This is a genomic window from Chelativorans alearensis, from assembly GCF_010993735.1.
Taxonomy (GTDB): Bacteria; Pseudomonadota; Alphaproteobacteria; order Rhizobiales; family Rhizobiaceae; genus Chelativorans; species Chelativorans alearense.
Genome location: NZ_WQNI01000003.1, coordinates 348,999 through 368,212 on the forward strand (window position 1 = coordinate 348,999; position 19,214 = coordinate 368,212).

Below are 19,214 nucleotides of genomic sequence, written 5' to 3' on the forward strand. Positions count from 1 at the left end.
AGCTTGAGAAGCCTAGCACAGACGGAGGCCGGTCACTGGAGAATTGAGCCGTTAAACGGGTTTTGAACGGCGTGGAATGCGGCGAGCGCGTCTCAGGCCTCCAACCCTCTTTGCGCGCGTTCCCCAGCAGGCCCGCTACACAAAGGACCAGATTCCCAGAACGAATCGAACACCGGCGACTAGCGCGAAGAAGAGGGAAACGGCACAGAAAATTGCCACCCATTTCGACCTGAGGACATTCTTCGTCGGCACCCGCGTAGGAAGCGCCGACATGACCCAAATTGCCACGACGAGCGCGGCTACTGCATGGGCGGCCGCCCAACGAAGGTGGGCAGCCGTATTTGCGGGAGGCTGCGTGCCAAGGATCGCTGCAAACGCGGCCGTGCCAGCAATTATAATGGAGGAGGCGGTGAGGATGCCGGTCATCTGTGAGATGATCACTGTCGCTCCAAGCTGACGTTCGTTGGCGTCCGGCTCGTTTCCCCCTTCGCTAGGCCGACCACGCCAAAATCCGATGCTGATGGCGATCCATATTGCGAGGAGGAGGAGCTCGACAACCGGCCACTCGGTCAGCATGTGCGACGTCCTCTCACTTTATCGGCCTTCCGAAACGAGGGGAGCGTCGAACACTGTTGAGAAATAGTCTTCAGGATCCTGTGGCAACGCGTCGACCGCCGCTCTCAGCTTATCGACATCGCCTGCCTCGACGTATGCCGACAACGCTATAGCATCATCCCCGAGGGCCTCTTTGATGAGAGTGCGCTCTTTCACGTCATAGAATGCGGACATCTGAGCATCCCAGCTAAACTCCACAAGTGGAGGCTTGTTTGGCCAGAAACACAAAGTGATGAAAGCCGCGCGATAGTCGGAGTCCTGGAGCGCCGCTCGATCGCTTCTGCGAGCGATCTCGGATGCGATGGTCTGCGCGGCGGCCAGTAAACCGATGTATCTACCCATATCTTCCTGGGTGGCATCCGGCCATTCGATCCCGAGGCGCCCAGCAAGAGGGTATTCTGCGGCAATCTCCTGAACGCGTTCTGAAATGATAATGGGTGTGAATTCCTGCGTCGGCGTTGCGCGTTCCGTCTGTGCCGAAGCTTCGGCACTCAGAACAACGAGCACTGCCGCAGCCAACATGGTGGCTCGCATCCCCCCCTCCCTGTTTCGTGCACACACACTGAACGGGAAAATGGTACGATGGGGCGCGCGTGCAGTCAATGAAACCGCCTCTACCAAGAATTGTCTATACATCGCGCAGAATTGTATACCGATAGTGGTCGCCTCTCGTTGCCGGCGAAACACAACGATCTCTGGTGGATGGCCAATCAAGCGGCAAAGCGAAGGCCGACTATGCCCACATTGTAACCAAAGCCCGGATCGATCCCGGCCGGCGTCTCCACGGGCCGGCCGCGCACGAACCGGATCACCGTGCGCGAGGGAGGCGCTTCTGCCGACACCGCCCAGCGGTAGCGCGCCACGTCGCGCTCCGACAGCGACTGCACGTAGCAGCGGCAGTTGAATCCGTTGGGCGGGTAATGCGTCAGCCACCACTCGTGATCGACCGGCAGGATGACGCCGTTCCATTCGGCGTGCTCGTGGCGGGAGCCCGGTTGCATGAGGTTCGGGTCGACATGGACGTAGCGCAGATAGGGGCGGACCCGCTTCAACCGCTGGATTTGCCGCCAGCGGCCGGCGGCGTAGGCCTGTGCAGTGAGCACGCGGAACGTGAGCGCGGCGCGCCGGCCATGGGGATCGTCTCCCGAGCCCGTCGAAGAGGACCAGCCGTGGCGCTCGACCAGTTCGTCCCATGCCTCGAGGAACGGCGCGAAGCCGGTTCCTTCTTCTACGGACTTCAAAACCTCGCGCAGGATGTCCGTCGCCAATGCCGCGGACATGCCGGCGGCACGCTCGCGCGCGGCCGCGTCCACTTCGCGTGCCAGCTCCTCGAAGCGGCCGGGCGGGATTTCCAGCCGTCGGCGCAGGAAGCCGATGGCCTCCTCGTTGCGCACGGACTGGACCTCGGCGCTAGGCATCGCCGCGGTCGGCCTCGACGGCCTCACCCGAAAGCCAGGCGAGCATGATGGCCTGGCGCATGGCCGCGACCAAACCCGGCGAGGCCTCCTTTTCCGCCGCCGCCCGCTCAAGGGCGGCCGCCGCCTCGTCCAGGCCGCCGGCGCGTTCCACGATGCCGCGCACCCTCTCCACGAGCGCCGCGATCGCCGGGCCGGCCGCGCCGAGCGCGGCATCAGCGATCATGTCTTCGCTCACCTGCGGCGGCGGTTCCAGCCGCTGTTGAAGGGCCGGTTCCGGAGCACGTGTCGGCGGCTCCGCGGCGGGCGCGGGCGAAGCGGGCGCCAGCACCTCCGCCCCTTTCTCCGGGTCGGAGAACCCGAATTTGTCGCGCACCTCGCTCGCCTGCACGCGCAGGCCCACCGGCACCAGCCGCGCCAGCGCATTGGACAATAGGTCCAGGTCCTCCTCGTCCGGCCGGGCGATGCGCACGCGTGGATAGAGCCCTCCTGAGCCTGTCGAAGGGGGCCCGTATTCGAGGTCCATCCACACGCGGATGAGGTCGCGGTTGATGATGGCCGAAAGCGCCTTCGAATCGGCACGCTCGATATCCTCCTGCACCTGCCGGTGCTCGCGCGAGACCGCGTGGCCGCCCGACACCGCGTCCGTTGTGGTCGTCTGCCCGAGCACGCCCTTGGACACCTGCTGATCCAGCCAGTCCGCGCGCTCCTTGTAGTTGGAGTGCCCGGTGCCGAGGTTCTTGGCCTCCTGGAACTCGATCGACATGCTTTCCGGCATGATCGCCGCGCAGTCGCCGGCAATGTCCGCCACGGCGCGGTAGAGCTTGTCGCGGTCCTCCTGGGTGGCGCCGGGGCCGTACTTGCCGATGCGGATCGGCTGGCCGTAGGTCTGCGTGAAGATCGCCCAGTCGCGCTGGGTGAACGCCTTGAACATCCAGGCCCACATCACCACGCGCGCCAGGCCCGAGCGGATCGGCAGGCCGGACTTGGCGCGGATCACCGCCGTGATGAACTTGCCGCCCGGCAGCGGCGTCTCCTGGCCATGATCGTCCAGAAGCAGCGGCGTCGTCAGGTCCTTTCGCGCCGGGCGGAACCAGCGCGGATCGCGCCATTCCAGCCGCGCCGGCCGCCACTGGCCCTCGGAGGTGTCCCAGATGATCTCAGTGAAGGAATAGCCCTTGCCGACGGCGTCGAGGATGTCGAACAGCTCGTCGGAGAGTTCGTCGCGCGTCAGCCAGTCGCGCACCATATCCGCCTTGGCAACGTCCTCCTTGTCGTCGGATGCCGCGTCCACGGTGATATCGATCTGCGAGACCGAGCGGCGGCGCGTGCCGAGCACACCGACATAGTGCAGGTCGCGCTCCTCGATCGTCTCGGCGAGCTCCAGATAGCGCAGCGGGCCGCCCTGGTCGGCCTCGCGCAGGATGCGCGCCAGCCGGTCGGGTGTCAGCCCGTCTCCCGGATAGCCGGTGATGGGCGAACGCACGCCGGTGGTCGTGGGGGCGGCGATCTCCTCGGTCAGCGTCCTCTTCTCGATCGGCCGCCCGTTGGCGTCGGTCAGGCCACGATAGAACTCCGGCATCAGAAGCCTCCACGGATGCGGGCGCCGAGCGGCGGCCGGTAGGAATCGCGGCCGTCATGGTCGCCATCGTCGGGCGGCAGCCAGAAATCGCGGTCTGAGCCACCCCTCATCCCGAGCTTGTCGAGCGATTGAAGGGGCGTTGAAACGGGTGTGTAGCCGAACTCGTGCCACTGCATGCGGCTTGCGAAATGGGCGAGCCCCAGCGCCACGGCGAAGTCGCCGTGCCGCTTCTTCGCCACCACGCCCTCGCGCTCGGCCGGGATCGACGGGATGCCGCGGATGATCTTCACCAGGCGCAGGTCGGCAAGGTGGTCGGCGTCCTTGGCGAGCGCGATGGCATCGTCCTCGAAGGCGGCCTTCAAGGGCGGGAAGTTCTCGTTGTACCAGCTTTGCGTGAGGCTGATCATCCAGACGAGGCCAGGGCCGTTCTCCTCTTCCCGCAGGCCGAACTCACGGCCGAGGTCTTCCGCAAGGTTCATGCCCATGCCCGTGGCATCGAGCGCCGCCCCGATCAGCCGCGGCGCGCGCATCAGGAGCCGCAGCACGTCCTTCTGCTCGGCGAAGGGCACCTGGCGCATCTCGACGGTCAGCGCCGAGCGCCGCTTCAGCCGCTTTGCGATGGAGAGCAGCTCGGCCACCGCCGGGTCGGCCTTGCGCGCCGGGTCGTAGCCGAGCGCATGCAGGAGCTCCGGGTCGAGCCGGCCGAGCGCCTCCTCGATGGCCTCGAAGTGCGGCGCCATGAGGCTGCGCTGTTCGAGCTTGTCACGGTGCAGGAAGTCCGTCGGCAGCTCGATGCGGATGATCGGCGCCTCTTCCTCCGAGAGCGTCATGCGCGCCTCGATCAGCGGCGCCGGCAGCCAGGTGCCCGAGCCCTGGGCGGGAACGCAGAACAGCTCCTCGTCGGCCGCGTCGCGGTAGTCGTCGATGATGCCCTGGCGCCACTCGGCCTCGCCCTCCGGCGTCCACTCCTCGCCGGTGACCAGGCAGATGCGCTCGTAAAGCCCCTCTTGAAGCGCCTGGTCGAAGTCGCACCGGAAATGCGCGTAGCTCGACCGCTCGCCGAGGATGTCCTGGACCTGGACGTTGAACTCGTTCTCCGCGCCGTTGTGGGTCGAGCACACGCACACCTGGCCGGCCCACATCAGGAAGGCGAGTGCGGCCTTCAAGAGCTCCGCCAGATTGTCGACGAAAGCCGCCTCGTCGATAATCACGAGCCCCTGCTTGCCGCGCAGCGTCCTGGGCGCGGAGGAGAGAGCCATGATCTCGAAGCCGGAGGCGAACTTGATCCGGAAGGCCTGTATCTTCCGGGTGTCGGCCGGGTCGGCCGGGTTCACATCGTCGAAGAGGTATTCCTCCGCGTCGAAGGCGGCGACGGCGAAGGCGCGCGCCCACATGGCACAGGCGTCGATGAACTCGCGCGTCATCTCGCGGTCGTAGGAGATGTAGAGCACGTCCATGCCACGCGCCTCGCGCGCACGGCCGGCACGCAGCACGGCCGCTGACGCCAGTCCCCAGGTAAGCCCGATGCGGCGGCTCTTCTCGATGAAGAGCACTCGGCAAGCGCTGGAATCGAGCAGCCCCACTGCGCGCCCCTGGTAGGGAAGCAACACGTTGGGCAGCCCGACAGAGGCGATGACGCGGTCGAGGTTCGCCTGGCTCTTCCGGCGGAGCTTCGCCCAGTCCTCCTGGCCGATCGGCGCCGTCATGGGGCCACCCCGAGGATCTGCGCCTTGATCGCCTCGACCGTCTCGGCCGTCAGCCCCTTCACCTTTGCCACCTTGTCGACGGCCTCGTCGACCTGGTCCGCGAACGCCGCCTCCACCTTCTGGCGCCGTGCTGTCGACACGCCCTGCGCCTGCGTCGCCGCGCGCAGCGCGTTGGCAAGGTTCATGGCCCCCTTGGGGTCGATGCCGGCCTCTCCGCCGGCCGTCAGAAGCTCGAAGACCAGCGTCTTGATCGCCTCGGCCGCGATCAGGGTGAGCTCGTCGGAAGCCTCGGCGTCGAAGCGCTCGGCAATCGCCCCGGCGATCTCGCGGGTATCCTTGATGCGCTGGGTCATCGCGGCGAGCTTGAGTGAGTGCCGGTTGAAGGCGGAGAAGCTCGGGATCGTGAAATCCAGCTCGCCACGGTGCTCACGCTGAAGCGCTTCCAGTCGCGCGTAGAACTCCTCGTAAATGTCCGTCTGGGTCCGGTCGTCGCGCAACAGCTCCTGCGCGGCCCAGGCAACGATCGGCGCACAGGGTTCGGGCAGGAGCTGGATGCCCGACTTTCGGCCGCGTCCCGCGCGCTTTCCGCTCACGCCCGCCTCCAATACGCCCAAAGTGCGAGCGCGCGACCGCGCGCCGGCCGCGTTCGGCCGCCCCCGCGGAGAGCCAGCGCCGAAGGCGCGGTGCGGCCCGTGAGCGAAAGAAGCTCCATCAGGCCACCGGCTGGCCGGTGCGCTTGACGCCGGCGAGAAAGCGCTGGTGGGCAAGGTGCTCCTTGCCACGCGGCTGGAGCGTGGCGATCTTCACGGAGCCGGCCGGCGTGAGGCGCACGGCGCCCATCTCCTTCAGCCAGTCGAGTTCCTGTTCCACCCACTCGCGTTCGCGCACGATGGCGAACATCTCGGCCAGAAGCTCGCGCAGCGCGCTGGAGGTCGCCGATTCGTTCGGCTGCTCGGCGAGCGAACGCAGGATGATGAGGCGCGCTTCTTCTCGGATGATGCGGTCGAGGCTCATTTATCCCTCTCGAATTCCAGTTCCTGAAGCCGCGTGGCGATCGCCTGGACGGGCTGGAGCCTCTCGTTGAGCGTCTCGATCCGGCCGGACAGACGCTCGTCCAGCGTGCCCATGCGGCCGGAGAGCTTCTCCATCGCCAGCTCCAGCCGATGCCACTGCTCCCGGTCGGGCAGGTGCGCCACCTCGTTCTCAAGGGCCTGGATGCGCCGGTCCTGCTCCTTCAACGTGCCGTCGACTTCCGCGAGCCCCTTGGCATTGGCGTCAGAGCGGGAGGTGAGGACCGCGTAAACGGCGGTGCCGATCGAGATGAGCGTGTTTACGGCGATCAGCCACGGCAGCATGGTTGCGACTTCCATCAGGCCCGTCTCCGCCCCTTCTCGATTCCCATCGCGCAATCCACGCACTTGTCGGTGTTTGGGACGGCGCGCCGCCGCGCCTCGGAGATCGGCTCCCCGCAGTCGCAGACGGTGCGCAGCACGCCGGACGTGCCGGCGAGTGCTGCGCGTACCCGTGCCACACCGGCCTCCACCTCTTGCGCCACCCGCCGCTCCGACAGCTCGATCGCTGCATTCCCTGCCTTCATCGAACGACCGTCCCCCCGAGTTCGCGCCGGCGCGCGGCGCTCGCCGCGCGGTGGCGCCGGCATTCCTCAACGCGATAGACGCCGACGGCGCACGGCCCGGCGACGGTCAGGTCGATGGCGTCCTGGTCTCCGATCGCCGCGCCCTGGGCGCCGATGATGTCCGTGCCGACGATGGCCCGCACGCTACCGGTCGCACTGCCCGGAGCGTGGCCGCTGCACGCCGCCGCGCTCAAAGCAGCGGCGCAAGCCGTCGCGAGCCTCAGCGGCCGTCCTGCCTGCCTCATGGTCCTGCCTTTCGATCTTGTTGAGGGCCTCGTCGGCGCCCTGCCGCTTCAGCCAGGTGATGCCGCCCGCAAGCCCGGCGACGGCCACGCCGACGAGGAGTGCCGTCCCGAGGCTGCGCGCCGCGGCCTCGTCCAGGCCCAGCACACGCATGAGGAGGCCGACGAGGAGCGCGCTCACGCCGGCGCCTCCACGGTCTGCCGGCTCTTCAGCCAGCCGCGTGCCCACAGGGCCAGCCCGCCCAGCACCAGCAAGACCGAAACCACGGCAAGCCCCGCCGACAGCCATTCGAGCCCCGGCACGAAGGCCAGCCGGTCGGCCGCCTGGTCGAGCTGCAGCCGCGCCGCCTCCAGCACCGCGCCGCCGGCGAGGCCGCCGACGCCGGTCTTCGCCTCGGGCAGCTCCATCGGGCCGACATCGCCCGGCCGGTCGCCGGCGCCCTGGCGGAAGCGGTCGAGCGCGGCCAGCGTCTCGGGCCCAGCCACGCCGTCGACGGTCAATCCCGCCACCTGCTGAAAGGCGCGCACGGTCTGGTGCGTCGCCGGCCCGAAGTCGCCGTCCACCTTGAGCGACTGCCCGGCGCGCACGAGCAGCGCCTGGAGCTCGCGCACGCGCGCGCCCTTCGAGCCCAGCCGCAACATGCCTTCGGCCGAGAGGACGGCGGGGGACTTTCCGGGGTAGCGCCGATAGCTTGCTGCGAGCTTCGTGTGATAGCCCAGCTTCTGAAAGGCAGGCCCGTTGTAGCCGCGCGCGAACGACGCCCAGTCGCGGCGCTTCAGCGCGTCGGCAAGCCCGGCCTTGTCGATATAGCGGCACATCAGCGTGATCTGGCCGAACACGCTGCGGCGTGCAGTATTGACGAGTTCGTCGACGCTATCGAAGCCGAGCCAAGACCAGTGGGCGCCCATCACCTGGCCGACGCCCCAGGATGTCGATTCCAGCGCGGCCGCGGCGTCGATCAGGATCGCCCGTTCGAGCACGCGCCAACGCGCGGCCTGGCTGGGCGGGTTCTTGACAACGCCGGCGTTGGGATCGGCAAGCCCCTCGGTCACCGCCCGCGCGCGGGCCTCGCCCGTCAGTCGCCGATAGAAATAGTGCCCCTCGAACCGGATGAGGGGCTGCCGCCGGTCGCCGACGATCGCGTACACGCGGCCGCCGCTCTCAACCTCCACCACCGCCGCGAGCGCGGCCGCCTCCACGCCGAGGCGCCCGGCGTGGTGCTTGATCGCGGCGAGGGTCTCTTGCGTGAACATGACGGCCTCCGTTCCTGATGGAGCGGCCGGCGCTCTCCGGGGCGGTGGGGAGCGCCAGCCGTGTTTTCCGCCTCCCGAGCCCGTCGAAGGGCTGCCAGGGCGGATCAGGTGGGAGGATGGGCGGAGGGCGGGCGTTAGGCCATGCCCGCCGGCGCGGGCAACACATCACGTGGTGGGGAAGAGCTCGCCCTGCCGCGGATCGCGGCTGCCCTTCACGGGCTTGTTCGGCATGGCGTTGAAGAGTCTGTCGACGCCGCTCTCGCTCATGCCGAGCCTCTTCGCGATCTCCGCGTTGGAGTGGTTGGCCGCGCGATAGTGCCGGGCGCGCAGTTCGCGCGCAAGGGGCACACGGATATAGTCGCCGCCATAGCGGCGGCCGAGCTTGCGCGCCGCCTCGGCGCCGACCTGGCGGGCGAGCTCCGAGCCATCGGCGCCGGCAGGGTGGCACACATAGAGCCTCGTGCCGCCCTTCCATTCGGCAAGCCGCACCAGGCCGTCCGGCCCGAGCAGGTCTAGGAGGACCGCCGACAACCGCTTTTCCTTCGCGTCGTTCATCGACGGTCCATCACGGCGCATTCGAGGCGGAGCTGACGCGCGCGCAGCGCCTTGAGGCGCGCCTGGAGCTCCACGCGGTAATGCGCGTGAGGCTTGAGCCTCGAAATCCGCACGGCGAGCGTGTGCGCCTCGTGCTCCAGCCGCTCAAGCTCGGAGACCTCGCGCCAAACGAAGAGCGGCGCTGCCGTCCTCGCGGCCGGTCCCCGGCGCGCCATCAGCCGTCCCGCCGTTCTTGCCGAGGGCGGCGGTGGCGCCTATCCTCATTGCCATGCGCCGCTTGCTTCTCACCGCCGCCTTCGCCGCGCTCGTCGCATCGTCCGGAGCCCGTGCCGACGACCGTGCGCTGGGCGTCGCCATGGCGATCGCCGCCGCCGGCGAGTGCGACGGTATCGCGCTCGACCTCGACGCGGTGGCCCGTTTCATCGCCCGCGAGGAGGCCGCCGCTCCCGGCTTCGAGGCCCGCGCCACTGGCGGTCTCCTGGAAGGCGCCATCCTGCGCTTCCGCACCGCCACCCCGGTCGACAAGGCCGCCGACTGCGCCGCCATGGAGCGGGGCATCGCCGCCGCCGGCCTCGGCCGGTGAGTCGTCGCGGGAACGGCCCGACGGCCAACCCGGCTTCATAGCGGTCGTAAGAGCCACCTCACGAGCGCGGCGTCGCAGGACCAGTTTCACGTTCTCGATCGTCACCGCGACGGCGCCCAGCCGCGCGCCGTTCGCCACACGACCGGCCAGGTGCCGCCGCACCGCCTTGACGTCGAGCCCGTGCGCGCGCTCCAGGTAGCGCAACACGGCGTGGTCGGTGACGCGGATGCGGGCCATCATCCACGCGCCGCCCTATGGACAGCCGCGGCATTTCCGAGCGCCTTCACCCTCCGCACCTCGACGCCGAGACGCTTCGTGATCCCGTCCCATTCACGCGGCTTGATCCGGGGAAGCGGGTTGAAGGCGTGGCCCTCCACGAAAGCCTTGAAGGCGGCGAAGTCGATGCCTCCGGAGCCTGTCGAAGGGTGAACGATGCGCCACTGCGCCACTGCCACCTTGGCCTTAGGATTGCGCGCCCAGCCCGGCGTATCAGGGCCCACATGCCAGTCGACGCCCGCGTCCCGTGCCATGCGCGCCTTCAACGCCTGGATCACCTTGTCGGCCTGCGCCGCCTCGACAAGCCAGCGCGTGTGGTCGATGTCCGTCTGGCGCCGTACGAAGCCGGCGAGCGCCGCATCGGCTCGGTCGGGCACGACGCCCAGGTTCCAGGCCGCGATCCAGAGCGCGACGATCTTTCTCGCGAACGGCCCTTCAAGGCCCCTTTTTGCGGGGTTGAAGCCGCGCTGCCGGAGCGCCTCGACCACGCGCACCCGCTCGCTGTCGCTCATGACGCCGGCAGAGGTCTTGCCGGTGACGCGCTTCAAGAGCGCCCGGTAAGTGTCGTCGTCGAGCCCGAGCTGCTTCTTGGCGACATGGATGGTGGCGAGCGCGTTCACGACCCGCCGCCCAAATGGCGCCGCGCCGCCGTCTGCCAACTGCGCAGCGCCTGTACAGGACCTTTCCGCGACAGGCCGACGAGCCCCGCGAGGTCCAGCTTCCAGGGCGAGATGGGGTCGCCCTCCCGCCACACAGCCCCGTGTTCCGCAGCCAGCATATGGAGCACGTTGAGTGCCAGGTGGTCGGCCGCCTCCGCCTCGTCTTCGCCGGCGTCGAGCGGCATCTCCAACATGCCGTCGATGAACTCGATCAGTTCTTCAAGGTCATGTGCCATCGCTTCACGCCTTCGCCAGGTCGATCGTGACGGCGCGCCATTCGGCGTCCGGCCGCTCGCGCATGGCGAAGCGCACATACTCCTTGCGCCCGGTGATCCGCATAGCGTCGCGGATCGCCGCCATCGCCCGCCGCCAACGCGCGTCCGCGATCTCCAGCCGCAGAAGCATGAAGATCTCCGACCGGTTGATGCGGCCTTCCTTGTCGGTATTGAAGGCGCGGGTGACGATGGTCTGTATTTCCGGCCCGCTTTCGGCCGACCACTCGTTCAGGCACTCGTCGATCAGGCCCTTTGCCACCTGTAATTCCGGACCGAAGTCGATGAAGTCGGCCACCTGCACCGTGACCTTCATCAGCCCGTTGAAGGTCATGTAGGTGCGGTTGCCCTTGCCCTTCCGGCCCGTCTTCACGAAGCCGTATTCCTGCTCAAGCAGACCGTCGAGCGCCTCCAGGTCGGCCATCGTATGCGCCTTGAAGCGCTCGATCTGCGCTGAAAGCTCCAGCGCGAACCGAATAATCTTGCGCACCGTCTCGTCGACGAGCTTATCCTGGGGCTTCACCAATTCCTCGCGGATGTAGTTGCCCTTGCCGTCGATCCAGCAAGTCCGGCCGTTGACGACCTCGGTGCTGGTGCCCGGCTTCTCCTCAAGAATCACTGCCTGCATGTCCTTCTCCTTTTCGGTTCGTTCCCCGGCGCGGGACGAGCGGCAACAGTCGAACGTTCGAACCAGGCCGCATGATCTCGGCCGCAAGGTCGGTAGCGCTGCCGCGTGCGGGGCCTGCCTGCATGGCGCCGCGGATCGCGTCGCGCCGGCGCAGGCGCGCCACCTCGTATTCCAGCGCTCGCGCGCGGAGCGTCAGAAGCAGGAGCTGCTCACGCAGGCGGCGCACGCCCTTGCCGGAAATCCTGGCGCCGCGCTCCTCGAACGCCTTGAAGGCGCGCCTCACCGCCGCGAGCCCGTCCGAGACCTTGTGCACCTTGGTCATGTCGCCGGTCCCTCCAGGGATTTGAGCTTGGAGTGCGGACAGCCCGCGCGGCAGGCGCGGTAGACGGCGACACGGATCGACGACGTCGCCGCGAACGGCTTCTTCTGCCAGACCAGGCACTGGTCGCGGCCGATCTCACCCAGGACCGGACATGGCACGACACGCCCCATCAGAGCCCCGCGCACGCTCTCCTCCACGCGGCCCATGTCGCCGCGGTAGCGGTTGTTGATGACGGTGGAGATGGCGCTGGCCGAGTAGTTGACACGCTTTTCCGCCCCACGCAGACCCTCGCGGTCGGCAAGGGCGGCCAGCTCCGCCACCCAGTCGGGCAGGCCGGCGCCCCAAGCCTCAAGCGCCTTCTCGCTCATGGTCTTCTCCGTGCGTCCCAAGGGGGCGCCTGGCGCCGGCCCGCGGTTCATGCGTGCTCCTCCTCGGCGATCACGTCGCCCACGATCTCTTCACGGTTACGGTCGAAGACGAGAGGGGCCGTCATCATGGAGGGCGAGCGCGGCCCGGTGTTCATCGACGGCTTCAACCGCCACAGCGCTAACCGGCCGGGGCCGCCACGGTCGAGCTGCTTCAGGTAGCCCGCGGCCGAAAGCCGGTGTACGAAGTTCCTGGCGGTCGAAAGACGCACCGGCACCTCTTCCGTCGACCCGTAGGTGACCAGGTCCTGCGCCGTGAAACCACCGCGCGAGAGTGGACCCCGCATGACGTTCCACATCTGCTGCTGCGCCAATCCGGCGACGATCCGGCCGTCCTGGGTGACGATCGGCGTTGCCGAAGGCGCCGCAGTCAGCCGATAGAGCGGCACCCGGCCACGGTGCTTGCCCGGTGCGGTCTCGCCGGTCTTCTCTGCGATCCCGGCGCTCTCCAGCCGCAGAACGAAATTCTGCACCGTCGATCGCCGCGCCCCGTTGGACTGGCCGTGGATCGCGCTGATCGTGAAGGATTCGCCACGGCGGTGCGCCTCCCGCATCAGCTTCCAGTAATGGTCGTTGCCGCGCAGGAGGGGAACGGCGGCGGCGAGTTTCAGCTTGAGCGCCCCCGCCATCATGCAGCCTTCCGGAAGCGCTTCGGCGTCTCGCCCGTGAAGATGCGGCCGGCGTAGTTGGCGGCGTCAAGCCTCGTCAGCCCATGGTTGCCCGCGAATTGCGAGGCCGCGTTCAGCGTCGTTACGATGCGCCTGGCCTTGCCCCCGGTCTCGCGCACGATCCGCTCAAGCAGATCGTTCGAGATGTCGAGCTTGGGGTAGATGAAGTCCGCCAGCGTGCGCGCGTCTTCAAGGTCGCAGGGTTGCGCCAGTTCCCAATCGAGGACGCGGTTATGCACCCGTTCGTGGGCTTCAAGTTTCTGCGGCAGCAACTCCTCGCCAACGAGCAGCACCGGCACCTGGGCGGCCTTGTTGATGTCGCGGACGAGCTCGATCATCCCCTTGTCGACCAGCTTGTCGGCCTCGTCGATGATGACCGGGCGCGCCGGATCGTCGCCCAGCCGGACGATGATCTCGTCCATCATGTCGCCGATGGTGCCGCGCGGCCTGGCCACCCCGAGCTCGGCCAGCATCGCCTTGCAGAAGCTCTTGCGCGTCCAATAGTCGAAAATCTCGACGAAGTACGCGCCCGTCCGGTTCCAGACATACTGCGCGGCCATCGTCTTTCCGTAGCCGGAGAAGCCCGAGAAGACACCGATGTTCGGCAGATGCGCCGGCCGGTGGATGAGCGTGTCGACGAGGGCTAGGCAGGACGCCACGTTCTTGAGTGGCGCAACCGAGCCCGCCCCGACCGGTTGAGTGTTGCCTGACATTACCTACCTCCTAATTTCGCCGCACCCGGATCAATGGTCACCTTTTTGCCTAGAGGCGCATGGCCTCACGGCCGAACTCCTCCAGCATCGCCTTCATGGCGCGATATTCAGAGCCGGCCTGGTAGCCGCCCAGCCAAAGGAGTTCCTCGTCCGCCAGCCGCTCGCCCATAGCCCGCCGGTCTTCGAGCTTCAGCGCCCGGCGGAAGCGCTGCTCGCGCGTCTCCGGCAGCCGCGCGACCACTGGCGCGCTCGCCTCGGCTTCCGGCGCTGCCGGTAATGCCTCTGCCTGCAACTCCCGATGCACTTGCGCGGCTCGCTCTCCGAGCTCGCCTGGAGCGGTAGGCCGCGCGGCATCCGCTGCCGCTGAGAGTGCAGGCGTATCGTGGCCCTCCGACCGTCCGGGGAAGGCGACGAGGGTGCCCGCGCGGCGGTCCGCCTGGTTGCGCATCGCATCCGCCACGGCGCGCGGTCCGATCTTCCTCATCTCGCGCCGGATGTCCTTGATGCGGCCGTCCACATGCGCTTTCTGCGCGGCCTTCACACGGCTGATCGTCTCCACCGGGTCGAGGCCGGCGAGTTCCGGACACACGGCCTCGCCCAGGAAGGTTTCGCCGTCCGGCTCGAACAGGAGGGCTCGGCCAAGGTCGGCGGGGTCCATGCGGCAGAAAACCATAGTGCCGGGCATCACCGCGTCCGGCAGGTAGTGAGCGCTGTCGATGCGCACGCCCGTTTTCGTCACTGTGCGGATGCCGTTGCGGCCGGCAACCGGCGCCAGCAGGATGTCGAGTGCGGCGACGTTTTCGACGCGCCGCACCTGGCCCGGATAGGCCGCGGCTACATCGAACGGTGTCCGCCGGGCGATACCCGCATGCGGCGTGTGGGCATAAATCTTGTCGCACCAGTCGTCGCACCAGGCCTGGAACTCGGCGAGGCTCATCTCCACCTCGAACAGTTCCCTCTCGTCGGCGCCCATGCGCTGCGCGAAACTCTTGCGCCCTTCGATCCTCTTGCGGTCGGCAACCGAGTGTCCGATGAAGCCGGGGAGGCCCGAAAGGTCGCGCTGAAACGTGCCGATCGCCCGTTCCACCATGCCCTTCTCCTTCGGGCTGTAGGGGTGCGAGAAGTCGACCTCGATCGCCAGCGCCGCGAGCAGGCGCTGGGTCGCGTGGGCGGCGAAATCGCTGCCGTTGTCGATCTTGATGCGCTCGGGCACGCCCCAGGCGATCAGGCACTTGCGCGTCAACATCCCGACACCCGCCGCCCGCGGCGTCTTCGTCGCCAGCACCTTCGTGCGCCGTGAGTGGACGTCGATGGCCAGATAGATCGAATGGCGCCCCTCCATCAGCATCACGTCGGCGGGCGACGCATCGATCTGCCAGCACTCGTTCAGCCGCTCGGCGCGAGCCGCGTTCACCAGCGCGTATTCGGTCTTGGACCGATAGCCGTCGGGGTCCGTGAGATACTGCAGCTCGTTGCGGTAGGCCTCGCGCCAGGCCTTGAGCGTCGCTTGAAAAGTGCGCAGCGGCGGCACGGCCATCTCGCCGCCGAAGGTATCGGCCACCATCGCCCGCACGTGCTTTGCCGAGAGGAATGGCTTCTTGGCGATCGCCGCCAGGATGAACGCCTTCACGCGGCCGTCGAGTGCCCGGTCGAGCTGCCCGGTCCCGCGCCGCGCCTCGCCGTGGTCGTGGCCGAGCCTCTCCGGGTCTTCGTTCCGCCGGCTCCGCCAGCGTGCCAGCGATCGGGCGCTGACGTTCTTCACGCGCGCCGTCACCCAGGCCGGAAGCTCGATTGAAGCCGTGTTGAAGAGGTCTGAAAACAGGCTGTCGGCGGCGGCGACCGACAGCGCCTGGTCGCGCCGGAAGCGGTCGGCCAGGCGCAGAAGCACCAGGCGGGCATCGCGTGTCTCACGCGCGCGGCCCGTCAGTCCGTCGGCCTCGGTGACCGCCGGCCGCAGGTCCTCGGCCTCGACGTGGAAGTGTCTCGCCGCAAGAGCGATCCGGCTCGACAACGAAATGTTGTCGATGTGGTACTCCATGCCACCGCCGCCCTTACGGCCGGCCCGCGGCCGCGCAAGGCCACGGTGGTCGTCCCAGCCCTCGCGGCGGATGAGCTTCAGCATGCCGGCCTTGGTGGCGGGCAGGTCGGACAACGCGCCTGCCGCGGCCAGGTCCGCAAATTCCTGCGCCGTCAGCCAGACCTTCATCGTGAGCCCCGTCGAATGGTCATCGGCCCGCCCTCCATCGGGCCTCGGCCGCTTGCTTGCGCCGCTGCACCTCGCGCTCGTGCTCATCGAGCAGGTGCAGCTCGATCAGGGACGCATAGCGCTCGGGCACAACCACGTAGCCGTAGAGCTCGGCCACGAAGCCGAGCAGGTCGTGGCAGCCGGTCGCCTCCACCAGGGCGATGAAGCGCTCCAGCGTGATCTTATGACCTTCCTTCGCTTCCGACGCATAGGCGTCGAGCATCGATTCGGAGACCGGATAGCCGAGCTCGTCGCTCATGCGTGCAGCGACCTCGGCACGGGAGAGGCTGCAATCCTTCAGCGCCAGCGCCACCGCCCGGCTGATGCGCGAGGCGAGCCGATTGCCCGGTAGCTGATCCTTGGCGAAGCCGACGGCGACCTGCGGTGGCTGCCAGTCGAAGAGTTCGAGCGTGAGGGTGTCGCGGCGCCGGCTCATCGAAACCATCCCCGCTTCTTCGCGTGCTCGCGGATCGCGGTTTCTTGCGCGTCGAGGAAGTCGGCGCGCTGGCGCGCCGTCAGCCTCGCCCAATTTCCAACGGTCGAGGCGAAGAGCTTCTCGCCGGTCGACAACAGACGCCGACCCTCGGTGATCGCCAGTGCGTCGGCGACGGTGGACGCCTCCGGCGGCGTGGCAAAGAGGACGTCGCAGATGCGTTCCTGGCACTCCGGCGCCTGTTGCGATAGCAATTTCAAGCCGGCCTGATGGTCTTCCAGCCAGGTTTCCCTGACGCGCGCCTTGGTCGCTTCGGACAGCCCGCGGACGATCCCCACCGCCACCTCGACGGCGCGGCGCGAGAGCCCGGTCCTCTCCGCCGCCTCGGAACTAAACGAAAAGATTTCGCTTTGGTCGGCGCGCGCCGCCTTGGCCTTGGCGCTGCGCCGGTCGCCGCCCCTGCGGCTTTGCGGGTAGAGCGCCTCGTGAACCCGCTTCAGCTCGACGAGGTTCTCCGCCCTTTCGAGCTTCGTCAGTTCCTCGCGGTTGAGGTTCTCCGTGATCTCCAGAAGACGGCGCCGTTCCGGAGTAAGCACGGATGCCGGGATCACGCGCGCATCGATCTCGGCCGAACCGCCGAGGTCGACCGCGGCCAGGCGCGTCGCGCCGGAGATCAGTGTGAAGCGGCCGTTCTCCTCGGCCGCGACATTGATCGGATGCTGTGGCTGGCCGCCGTCGCCGATCTCCTTGCGTAGCGTCTCGACGCGCCACGGCTTGACCTGCCGGAGCCGGTTCGCCGGAACGTCGATCAGCGCGATCGCGACGCGCTTGAACGCGACCGCCTCCATCATGCCGCGCTCCCGGCGCTGTCCCGGCGCTCGGCCATGTAGGCCCGGATCGCTGCCTCGTGCTCCTGGCAGAACATCAGGGTCGCGAGGACCGCTTCCATCCGCGCCTTGCAGAGGTCCGCCTCGGCTTGGCGCATCTTTCCTGCCGCGATCAGACGGGGATAGGTGTTCGCCCGCAGCGCCAGTTCGCGCCGGACCTCGGCCACCTGCGAAGCGATAGGGGCTTTTGCCTTTCCCATCACACGACCTCCGGAACGATGAAAACGTGCGCGCCCGCCGCCAGGCGGGAGGGTGCGGCGGGCGCGCTGGCCGTGGCGCCAGGGGGGCGGTGGGCCACGGTTTCGGCTGTCGCCGTCATGGCCGGTTCCTCCAGGCGGAGAAGCCGACGACGGCGATGGTGGCCGGCAGCGCGAAGAGCGCCGGCCAGCGGACGATCGCTTCAAGGGTCGGTACAGCCCAGGGCAGGACGCCGCCGGGCAACATCATGTCGAGGCAGACAGCTCCGAGGAGGAGGATCGAGACGATCAGCGTGGCCGAGAGGAGCGCCGCGTAGGGGGCGCCGCCGGCGCGGCGCTCGGGCGGCAGGAACGGGTTGCGGGCTTCCGGACCGTTGGGGCGGCTGTCAGCGGAAAACGGATTCGCGGACCGGCGGAGCTTCATCGGGCCACCTCGCTGTCCGTGGATGGGCGGCTGTTTTGACTCGCCCCCGATACTTGCGGTCTGGTAGAACCGGAGCGCCGTCGCCCATTCGGCCAATACCGGTCGGGCCACAATGTTTGTACCGGAATGCCCAGCGCGACCGCGATCGCCTTCTCCGCCTTCGGATAGGGGGAGCCGAGCGCGGCTGAGATTTCGCCGGCGGTGAGACTTACGTGGCGGGCGAGCGCTCGCGACGAGCCGAAGCGCCGCCTGATCTCGGCCAGGATGGCGTGACGGTCCCAGTTGGTCGTGTGCTTCTGCACCGGCTGCTCCCCGCGATGATCGACCCGGCCCGCCGGCCGGTTCGGTCGCAAATCAGTTCTGATTAGTCAGACTGCTCCAGATTTGGAGCGATTGTCAACGGAGTGCTCCAGTTTTGGATATGGATAAGTTGGGGGAAACCGGTCAGGACGACGCCGGGCAAGAGCCCTGGCGGGTCTGGCTGCGCAGCGTCGTGGGCTCGCATGGTGGCGTGACGGCCGTTGCGCGGTTGGCAGAGGTGCCCAAGCAGACGCTCGACAACTATTTGTCCGGCCGTACGAAGAAGCCGAATCTCGACTATCTCCATCGCATCGCCGCTGCCTGCGCCGTGGAAATGACCTGGCTCAAGGCGAGCGCGGATCAGGCCGCCGAGGCGACGGTGGGCTTGGACGAGCCGGAGGTCATTCCTTACGAGGGGCCGTCAATCGCCTTCCAGAACAGGGTTCCGGCGAACAGGGGGCGGTGGACGGTGAAGACCCGCGCCCTCGACCTCGCCGGCATCCTTCCCGGCGACGTGATGGAATTCGAGATGGGCCGGGAGCCGCAGGTCGGTCAGCCGGTCGTGGCCCAGGTCTATGACGATGAAGGCAGCGCCACGACGGTGCTGCGCCTCTTCTATCCGCCCTATCTGATGGTCCGGTCCTCCGATCCGGGCATCGATCCGCGTCCTCTGGACCTTGATCCGCCGGAGCTGCGCGTCAAAGTCATGGGCGCCTTCGTTCGGCTCTGGCGCCTGGCCGGCGGCGATCCCGCCGCTTGACCGCACCGACCCTCCACATCGTCGGGGTGTTTGGCAGCTCCCACGCTTTCGCGGCGGTACTGATTAGAGATGAAAGCTGAAGCTTGGTCCCCGGCGCGGATGACCATTCGCAGGTGGATTGCGGAATGTCTGCTTTTCGGACGAACCTAATAGAAAGCAGACGTCACCCAATCGGCCCGTTCGAGGCCGTAAATAGACCGGCAGCCTTTGAGTTGCGATTAATAGAACGTTGCCGTTCGTACGGCCTGGAATGATCGAACGAAACCTGCTACCATCAAAATATAAGTTCGCGTTGAACGGGAGGTATATTTCTCACCAGTCACGCAATTTTTTGTCCACGCTACACCCTTGAACCTGCGCCCGCTCTTATCGGCTGAATAGCGACTAGTAGCGGCATTGGAACTGTACCCTCCCTAC

29 protein-coding genes are annotated in these 19,214 nt (G+C 67.7%); 2 read left to right on the forward strand and 27 right to left on the reverse strand.

Annotated features, from left to right (window positions below; genetic code table 11):
• Positions 1-135: 135 nt before the first annotated feature.
• The 14 genes from GPJ75_RS06960 to GPJ75_RS07025 all read right to left on the reverse strand — a co-directional run bounded on the left by GPJ75_RS06960 (position 136) and on the right by GPJ75_RS07025 (position 9,220).
• Positions 136-576 carry a hypothetical protein gene (locus GPJ75_RS06960; protein ID WP_163266469.1) on the reverse strand — a complete coding sequence of 147 codons (441 nt, stop codon included), beginning with the start codon at positions 574-576 and terminating at the stop codon, positions 136-138.
• 18 nt (positions 577-594) lie between these two features.
• Positions 595-1,149: a hypothetical protein gene (locus GPJ75_RS06965; RefSeq protein ID WP_163266471.1), complete on the reverse strand. Its 555-nt coding sequence runs from the start codon at positions 1,147-1,149 to the stop codon at positions 595-597.
• Positions 1,150-1,325: 176 nt separating this feature from the next.
• On the reverse strand, positions 1,326-2,033 hold the full coding sequence (locus tag GPJ75_RS06970; RefSeq protein ID WP_163266473.1) for a phage head morphogenesis protein: 708 nt from the start codon (positions 2,031-2,033) through the stop codon (positions 1,326-1,328).
• Complete coding sequence (locus tag GPJ75_RS06975) at positions 2,026-3,612, reverse strand: DUF935 domain-containing protein (RefSeq protein ID WP_163266475.1); 1,587 nt, start codon at positions 3,610-3,612, stop codon at positions 2,026-2,028. Before GPJ75_RS06975 ends, GPJ75_RS06970 begins: the two co-directional genes overlap by 8 nt.
• Positions 3,612-5,318 (reverse strand): hypothetical protein, encoded by a 1,707-nt coding sequence (locus GPJ75_RS06980; RefSeq protein ID WP_163266477.1) that lies wholly within the window; start codon positions 5,316-5,318, stop codon positions 3,612-3,614. Before GPJ75_RS06980 ends, GPJ75_RS06975 begins: the two co-directional genes overlap by 1 nt.
• A complete protein-coding gene (locus GPJ75_RS06985; RefSeq protein ID WP_163266479.1) occupies positions 5,315-5,911 on the reverse strand; it encodes a DUF3486 family protein in 597 nt (198 codons plus the stop codon). Before GPJ75_RS06985 ends, GPJ75_RS06980 begins: the two co-directional genes overlap by 4 nt.
• 118 nt (positions 5,912-6,029) lie before the next feature.
• Positions 6,030-6,332, reverse strand: coding sequence for a VpaChn25_0724 family phage protein (locus tag GPJ75_RS06990; protein WP_163266481.1), 303 nt, complete (start codon positions 6,330-6,332; stop codon positions 6,030-6,032).
• Positions 6,329-6,688: a DUF2730 family protein gene (locus GPJ75_RS06995; protein WP_163266483.1), complete on the reverse strand. Its 360-nt coding sequence runs from the start codon at positions 6,686-6,688 to the stop codon at positions 6,329-6,331. The genes GPJ75_RS06990 and GPJ75_RS06995 overlap by 4 nt, the downstream gene beginning before the upstream one ends.
• Entirely contained in the window at positions 6,688-6,915 is a 228-nt protein-coding gene (locus GPJ75_RS07000; protein ID WP_163266485.1) for a TraR/DksA C4-type zinc finger protein, read from the reverse strand. Before GPJ75_RS07000 ends, GPJ75_RS06995 begins: the two co-directional genes overlap by 1 nt.
• Complete coding sequence (locus GPJ75_RS07005) at positions 6,912-7,097, reverse strand: hypothetical protein (RefSeq protein ID WP_205602478.1); 186 nt, start codon at positions 7,095-7,097, stop codon at positions 6,912-6,914. Before GPJ75_RS07005 ends, GPJ75_RS07000 begins: the two co-directional genes overlap by 4 nt.
• A 1-nt stretch (position 7,098) precedes the next feature.
• Positions 7,099-7,377: a hypothetical protein gene (locus GPJ75_RS07010; protein WP_163266489.1), complete on the reverse strand. Its 279-nt coding sequence runs from the start codon at positions 7,375-7,377 to the stop codon at positions 7,099-7,101.
• Entirely contained in the window at positions 7,374-8,450 is a 1,077-nt protein-coding gene (locus GPJ75_RS27310; protein WP_163266491.1) for an N-acetylmuramidase domain-containing protein, read from the reverse strand. The genes GPJ75_RS07010 and GPJ75_RS27310 overlap by 4 nt, the downstream gene beginning before the upstream one ends.
• Before the next feature lie 165 nt (positions 8,451-8,615).
• Positions 8,616-9,005, reverse strand: a complete 390-nt coding sequence (locus GPJ75_RS07020; protein ID WP_163266493.1) for a hypothetical protein — start codon at positions 9,003-9,005, stop codon at positions 8,616-8,618.
• A complete protein-coding gene (locus GPJ75_RS07025) occupies positions 9,002-9,220 on the reverse strand; it encodes a hypothetical protein (protein WP_163266495.1) in 219 nt (72 codons plus the stop codon). The genes GPJ75_RS07020 and GPJ75_RS07025 overlap by 4 nt, the downstream gene beginning before the upstream one ends.
• Before the next feature lie 32 nt (positions 9,221-9,252).
• On the opposite strand from GPJ75_RS07025, the gene GPJ75_RS07030 reads away from it, so the two are divergent.
• On the forward strand, positions 9,253-9,588 hold the full coding sequence (locus tag GPJ75_RS07030; protein WP_163266497.1) for a hypothetical protein: 336 nt from the start codon (positions 9,253-9,255) through the stop codon (positions 9,586-9,588).
• A gap of 236 nt (positions 9,589-9,824) precedes the next feature.
• On the opposite strand, the gene GPJ75_RS07035 is transcribed toward GPJ75_RS07030, so the two are convergent.
• The 13 genes from GPJ75_RS07035 to GPJ75_RS07095 all read right to left on the reverse strand — a co-directional run bounded on the left by GPJ75_RS07035 (position 9,825) and on the right by GPJ75_RS07095 (position 18,039).
• On the reverse strand, positions 9,825-10,484 hold the full coding sequence (locus tag GPJ75_RS07035; RefSeq protein WP_163266499.1) for a gp16 family protein: 660 nt from the start codon (positions 10,482-10,484) through the stop codon (positions 9,825-9,827).
• Positions 10,481-10,759 carry a hypothetical protein gene (locus tag GPJ75_RS07040; protein WP_163266501.1) on the reverse strand — a complete coding sequence of 93 codons (279 nt, stop codon included), beginning with the start codon at positions 10,757-10,759 and terminating at the stop codon, positions 10,481-10,483. Before GPJ75_RS07040 ends, GPJ75_RS07035 begins: the two co-directional genes overlap by 4 nt.
• 4 nt (positions 10,760-10,763) lie before the next feature.
• The gene (locus GPJ75_RS07045; protein WP_163266503.1) at positions 10,764-11,423 is read right to left on the reverse strand and encodes a DUF3164 family protein; all 660 of its coding nucleotides are present in this window, start codon (positions 11,421-11,423) and stop codon (positions 10,764-10,766) included.
• The gene (locus GPJ75_RS07050; protein WP_163266505.1) at positions 11,404-11,745 is read right to left on the reverse strand and encodes a hypothetical protein; all 342 of its coding nucleotides are present in this window, start codon (positions 11,743-11,745) and stop codon (positions 11,404-11,406) included. Before GPJ75_RS07050 ends, GPJ75_RS07045 begins: the two co-directional genes overlap by 20 nt.
• Positions 11,742-12,164 (reverse strand): transcriptional regulator, encoded by a 423-nt coding sequence (locus GPJ75_RS07055; protein ID WP_246248945.1) that lies wholly within the window; start codon positions 12,162-12,164, stop codon positions 11,742-11,744. The genes GPJ75_RS07050 and GPJ75_RS07055 overlap by 4 nt, the downstream gene beginning before the upstream one ends.
• Entirely contained in the window at positions 12,161-12,802 is a 642-nt protein-coding gene (locus GPJ75_RS07060) for a hypothetical protein (RefSeq protein WP_163266507.1), read from the reverse strand. Before GPJ75_RS07060 ends, GPJ75_RS07055 begins: the two co-directional genes overlap by 4 nt.
• The gene (locus GPJ75_RS07065) at positions 12,799-13,551 is read right to left on the reverse strand and encodes an AAA family ATPase (protein WP_163266509.1); all 753 of its coding nucleotides are present in this window, start codon (positions 13,549-13,551) and stop codon (positions 12,799-12,801) included. Before GPJ75_RS07065 ends, GPJ75_RS07060 begins: the two co-directional genes overlap by 4 nt.
• A gap of 49 nt (positions 13,552-13,600) precedes the next feature.
• Positions 13,601-15,757 (reverse strand): DDE-type integrase/transposase/recombinase, encoded by a 2,157-nt coding sequence (locus tag GPJ75_RS07070; protein WP_205602479.1) that lies wholly within the window; start codon positions 15,755-15,757, stop codon positions 13,601-13,603.
• A 19-nt stretch (positions 15,758-15,776) separates the two neighbouring features.
• On the reverse strand, positions 15,777-16,232 hold the full coding sequence (locus GPJ75_RS07075) for a hypothetical protein (RefSeq protein ID WP_163266511.1): 456 nt from the start codon (positions 16,230-16,232) through the stop codon (positions 15,777-15,779).
• Positions 16,229-17,080, reverse strand: coding sequence for a ParB/RepB/Spo0J family partition protein (locus GPJ75_RS07080; RefSeq protein WP_163266513.1), 852 nt, complete (start codon positions 17,078-17,080; stop codon positions 16,229-16,231). The genes GPJ75_RS07075 and GPJ75_RS07080 overlap by 4 nt, the downstream gene beginning before the upstream one ends.
• On the reverse strand, positions 17,077-17,316 hold the full coding sequence (locus tag GPJ75_RS07085; RefSeq protein WP_163266515.1) for a hypothetical protein: 240 nt from the start codon (positions 17,314-17,316) through the stop codon (positions 17,077-17,079). The genes GPJ75_RS07080 and GPJ75_RS07085 overlap by 4 nt, the downstream gene beginning before the upstream one ends.
• Positions 17,317-17,431: 115 nt before the next feature.
• The gene (locus GPJ75_RS07090) at positions 17,432-17,737 is read right to left on the reverse strand and encodes a hypothetical protein (protein WP_163266517.1); all 306 of its coding nucleotides are present in this window, start codon (positions 17,735-17,737) and stop codon (positions 17,432-17,434) included.
• Positions 17,734-18,039, reverse strand: a complete 306-nt coding sequence (locus tag GPJ75_RS07095; RefSeq protein ID WP_163266519.1) for a helix-turn-helix domain-containing protein — start codon at positions 18,037-18,039, stop codon at positions 17,734-17,736. Before GPJ75_RS07095 ends, GPJ75_RS07090 begins: the two co-directional genes overlap by 4 nt.
• Before the next feature lie 128 nt (positions 18,040-18,167).
• On the opposite strand from GPJ75_RS07095, the gene GPJ75_RS07100 reads away from it, so the two are divergent.
• Positions 18,168-18,797: a helix-turn-helix domain-containing protein gene (locus tag GPJ75_RS07100; protein ID WP_163266521.1), complete on the forward strand. Its 630-nt coding sequence runs from the start codon at positions 18,168-18,170 to the stop codon at positions 18,795-18,797.
• Positions 18,798-19,214 lie beyond the last annotated feature (417 nt).

Coding starts and splice junctions, on each gene's coding strand:
- GPJ75_RS06960 (WP_163266469.1), bottom strand. CDS start 576: ATGCTGACCGAGTGGCCGGTTGTCGAGCTCCTCCTCCTCGCAATATGG.
- GPJ75_RS06965 (WP_163266471.1), bottom strand. CDS start 1,149: ATGCGAGCCACCATGTTGGCTGCGGCAGTGCTCGTTGTTCTGAGTGCC.
- GPJ75_RS06970 (WP_163266473.1), bottom strand. CDS start 2,033: ATGCCTAGCGCCGAGGTCCAGTCCGTGCGCAACGAGGAGGCCATCGGC.
- GPJ75_RS06975 (WP_163266475.1), bottom strand. CDS start 3,612: ATGCCGGAGTTCTATCGTGGCCTGACCGACGCCAACGGGCGGCCGATC.
- GPJ75_RS06980 (WP_163266477.1), bottom strand. CDS start 5,318: ATGACGGCGCCGATCGGCCAGGAGGACTGGGCGAAGCTCCGCCGGAAG.
- GPJ75_RS06990 (WP_163266481.1), bottom strand. CDS start 6,332: ATGAGCCTCGACCGCATCATCCGAGAAGAAGCGCGCCTCATCATCCTG.
- GPJ75_RS06995 (WP_163266483.1), bottom strand. CDS start 6,688: ATGGAAGTCGCAACCATGCTGCCGTGGCTGATCGCCGTAAACACGCTC.
- GPJ75_RS07000 (WP_163266485.1), bottom strand. CDS start 6,915: ATGAAGGCAGGGAATGCAGCGATCGAGCTGTCGGAGCGGCGGGTGGCG.
- GPJ75_RS27310 (WP_163266491.1), bottom strand. CDS start 8,450: ATGTTCACGCAAGAGACCCTCGCCGCGATCAAGCACCACGCCGGGCGC.
- GPJ75_RS07020 (WP_163266493.1), bottom strand. CDS start 9,005: ATGAACGACGCGAAGGAAAAGCGGTTGTCGGCGGTCCTCCTAGACCTG.
- GPJ75_RS07025 (WP_163266495.1), bottom strand. CDS start 9,220: ATGGCGCGCCGGGGACCGGCCGCGAGGACGGCAGCGCCGCTCTTCGTT.
- GPJ75_RS07040 (WP_163266501.1), bottom strand. CDS start 10,759: ATGGCACATGACCTTGAAGAACTGATCGAGTTCATCGACGGCATGTTG.
- GPJ75_RS07045 (WP_163266503.1), bottom strand. CDS start 11,423: ATGCAGGCAGTGATTCTTGAGGAGAAGCCGGGCACCAGCACCGAGGTC.
- GPJ75_RS07050 (WP_163266505.1), bottom strand. CDS start 11,745: ATGACCAAGGTGCACAAGGTCTCGGACGGGCTCGCGGCGGTGAGGCGC.
- GPJ75_RS07055 (WP_246248945.1), bottom strand. CDS start 12,164: ATGAACCGCGGGCCGGCGCCAGGCGCCCCCTTGGGACGCACGGAGAAG.
- GPJ75_RS07060 (WP_163266507.1), bottom strand. CDS start 12,802: ATGATGGCGGGGGCGCTCAAGCTGAAACTCGCCGCCGCCGTTCCCCTC.
- GPJ75_RS07065 (WP_163266509.1), bottom strand. CDS start 13,551: ATGTCAGGCAACACTCAACCGGTCGGGGCGGGCTCGGTTGCGCCACTC.
- GPJ75_RS07070 (WP_205602479.1), bottom strand. CDS start 15,757: ATGAAGGTCTGGCTGACGGCGCAGGAATTTGCGGACCTGGCCGCGGCA.
- GPJ75_RS07075 (WP_163266511.1), bottom strand. CDS start 16,232: ATGAGCCGGCGCCGCGACACCCTCACGCTCGAACTCTTCGACTGGCAG.
- GPJ75_RS07080 (WP_163266513.1), bottom strand. CDS start 17,080: ATGATGGAGGCGGTCGCGTTCAAGCGCGTCGCGATCGCGCTGATCGAC.
- GPJ75_RS07085 (WP_163266515.1), bottom strand. CDS start 17,316: ATGGGAAAGGCAAAAGCCCCTATCGCTTCGCAGGTGGCCGAGGTCCGG.
- GPJ75_RS07090 (WP_163266517.1), bottom strand. CDS start 17,737: ATGAAGCTCCGCCGGTCCGCGAATCCGTTTTCCGCTGACAGCCGCCCC.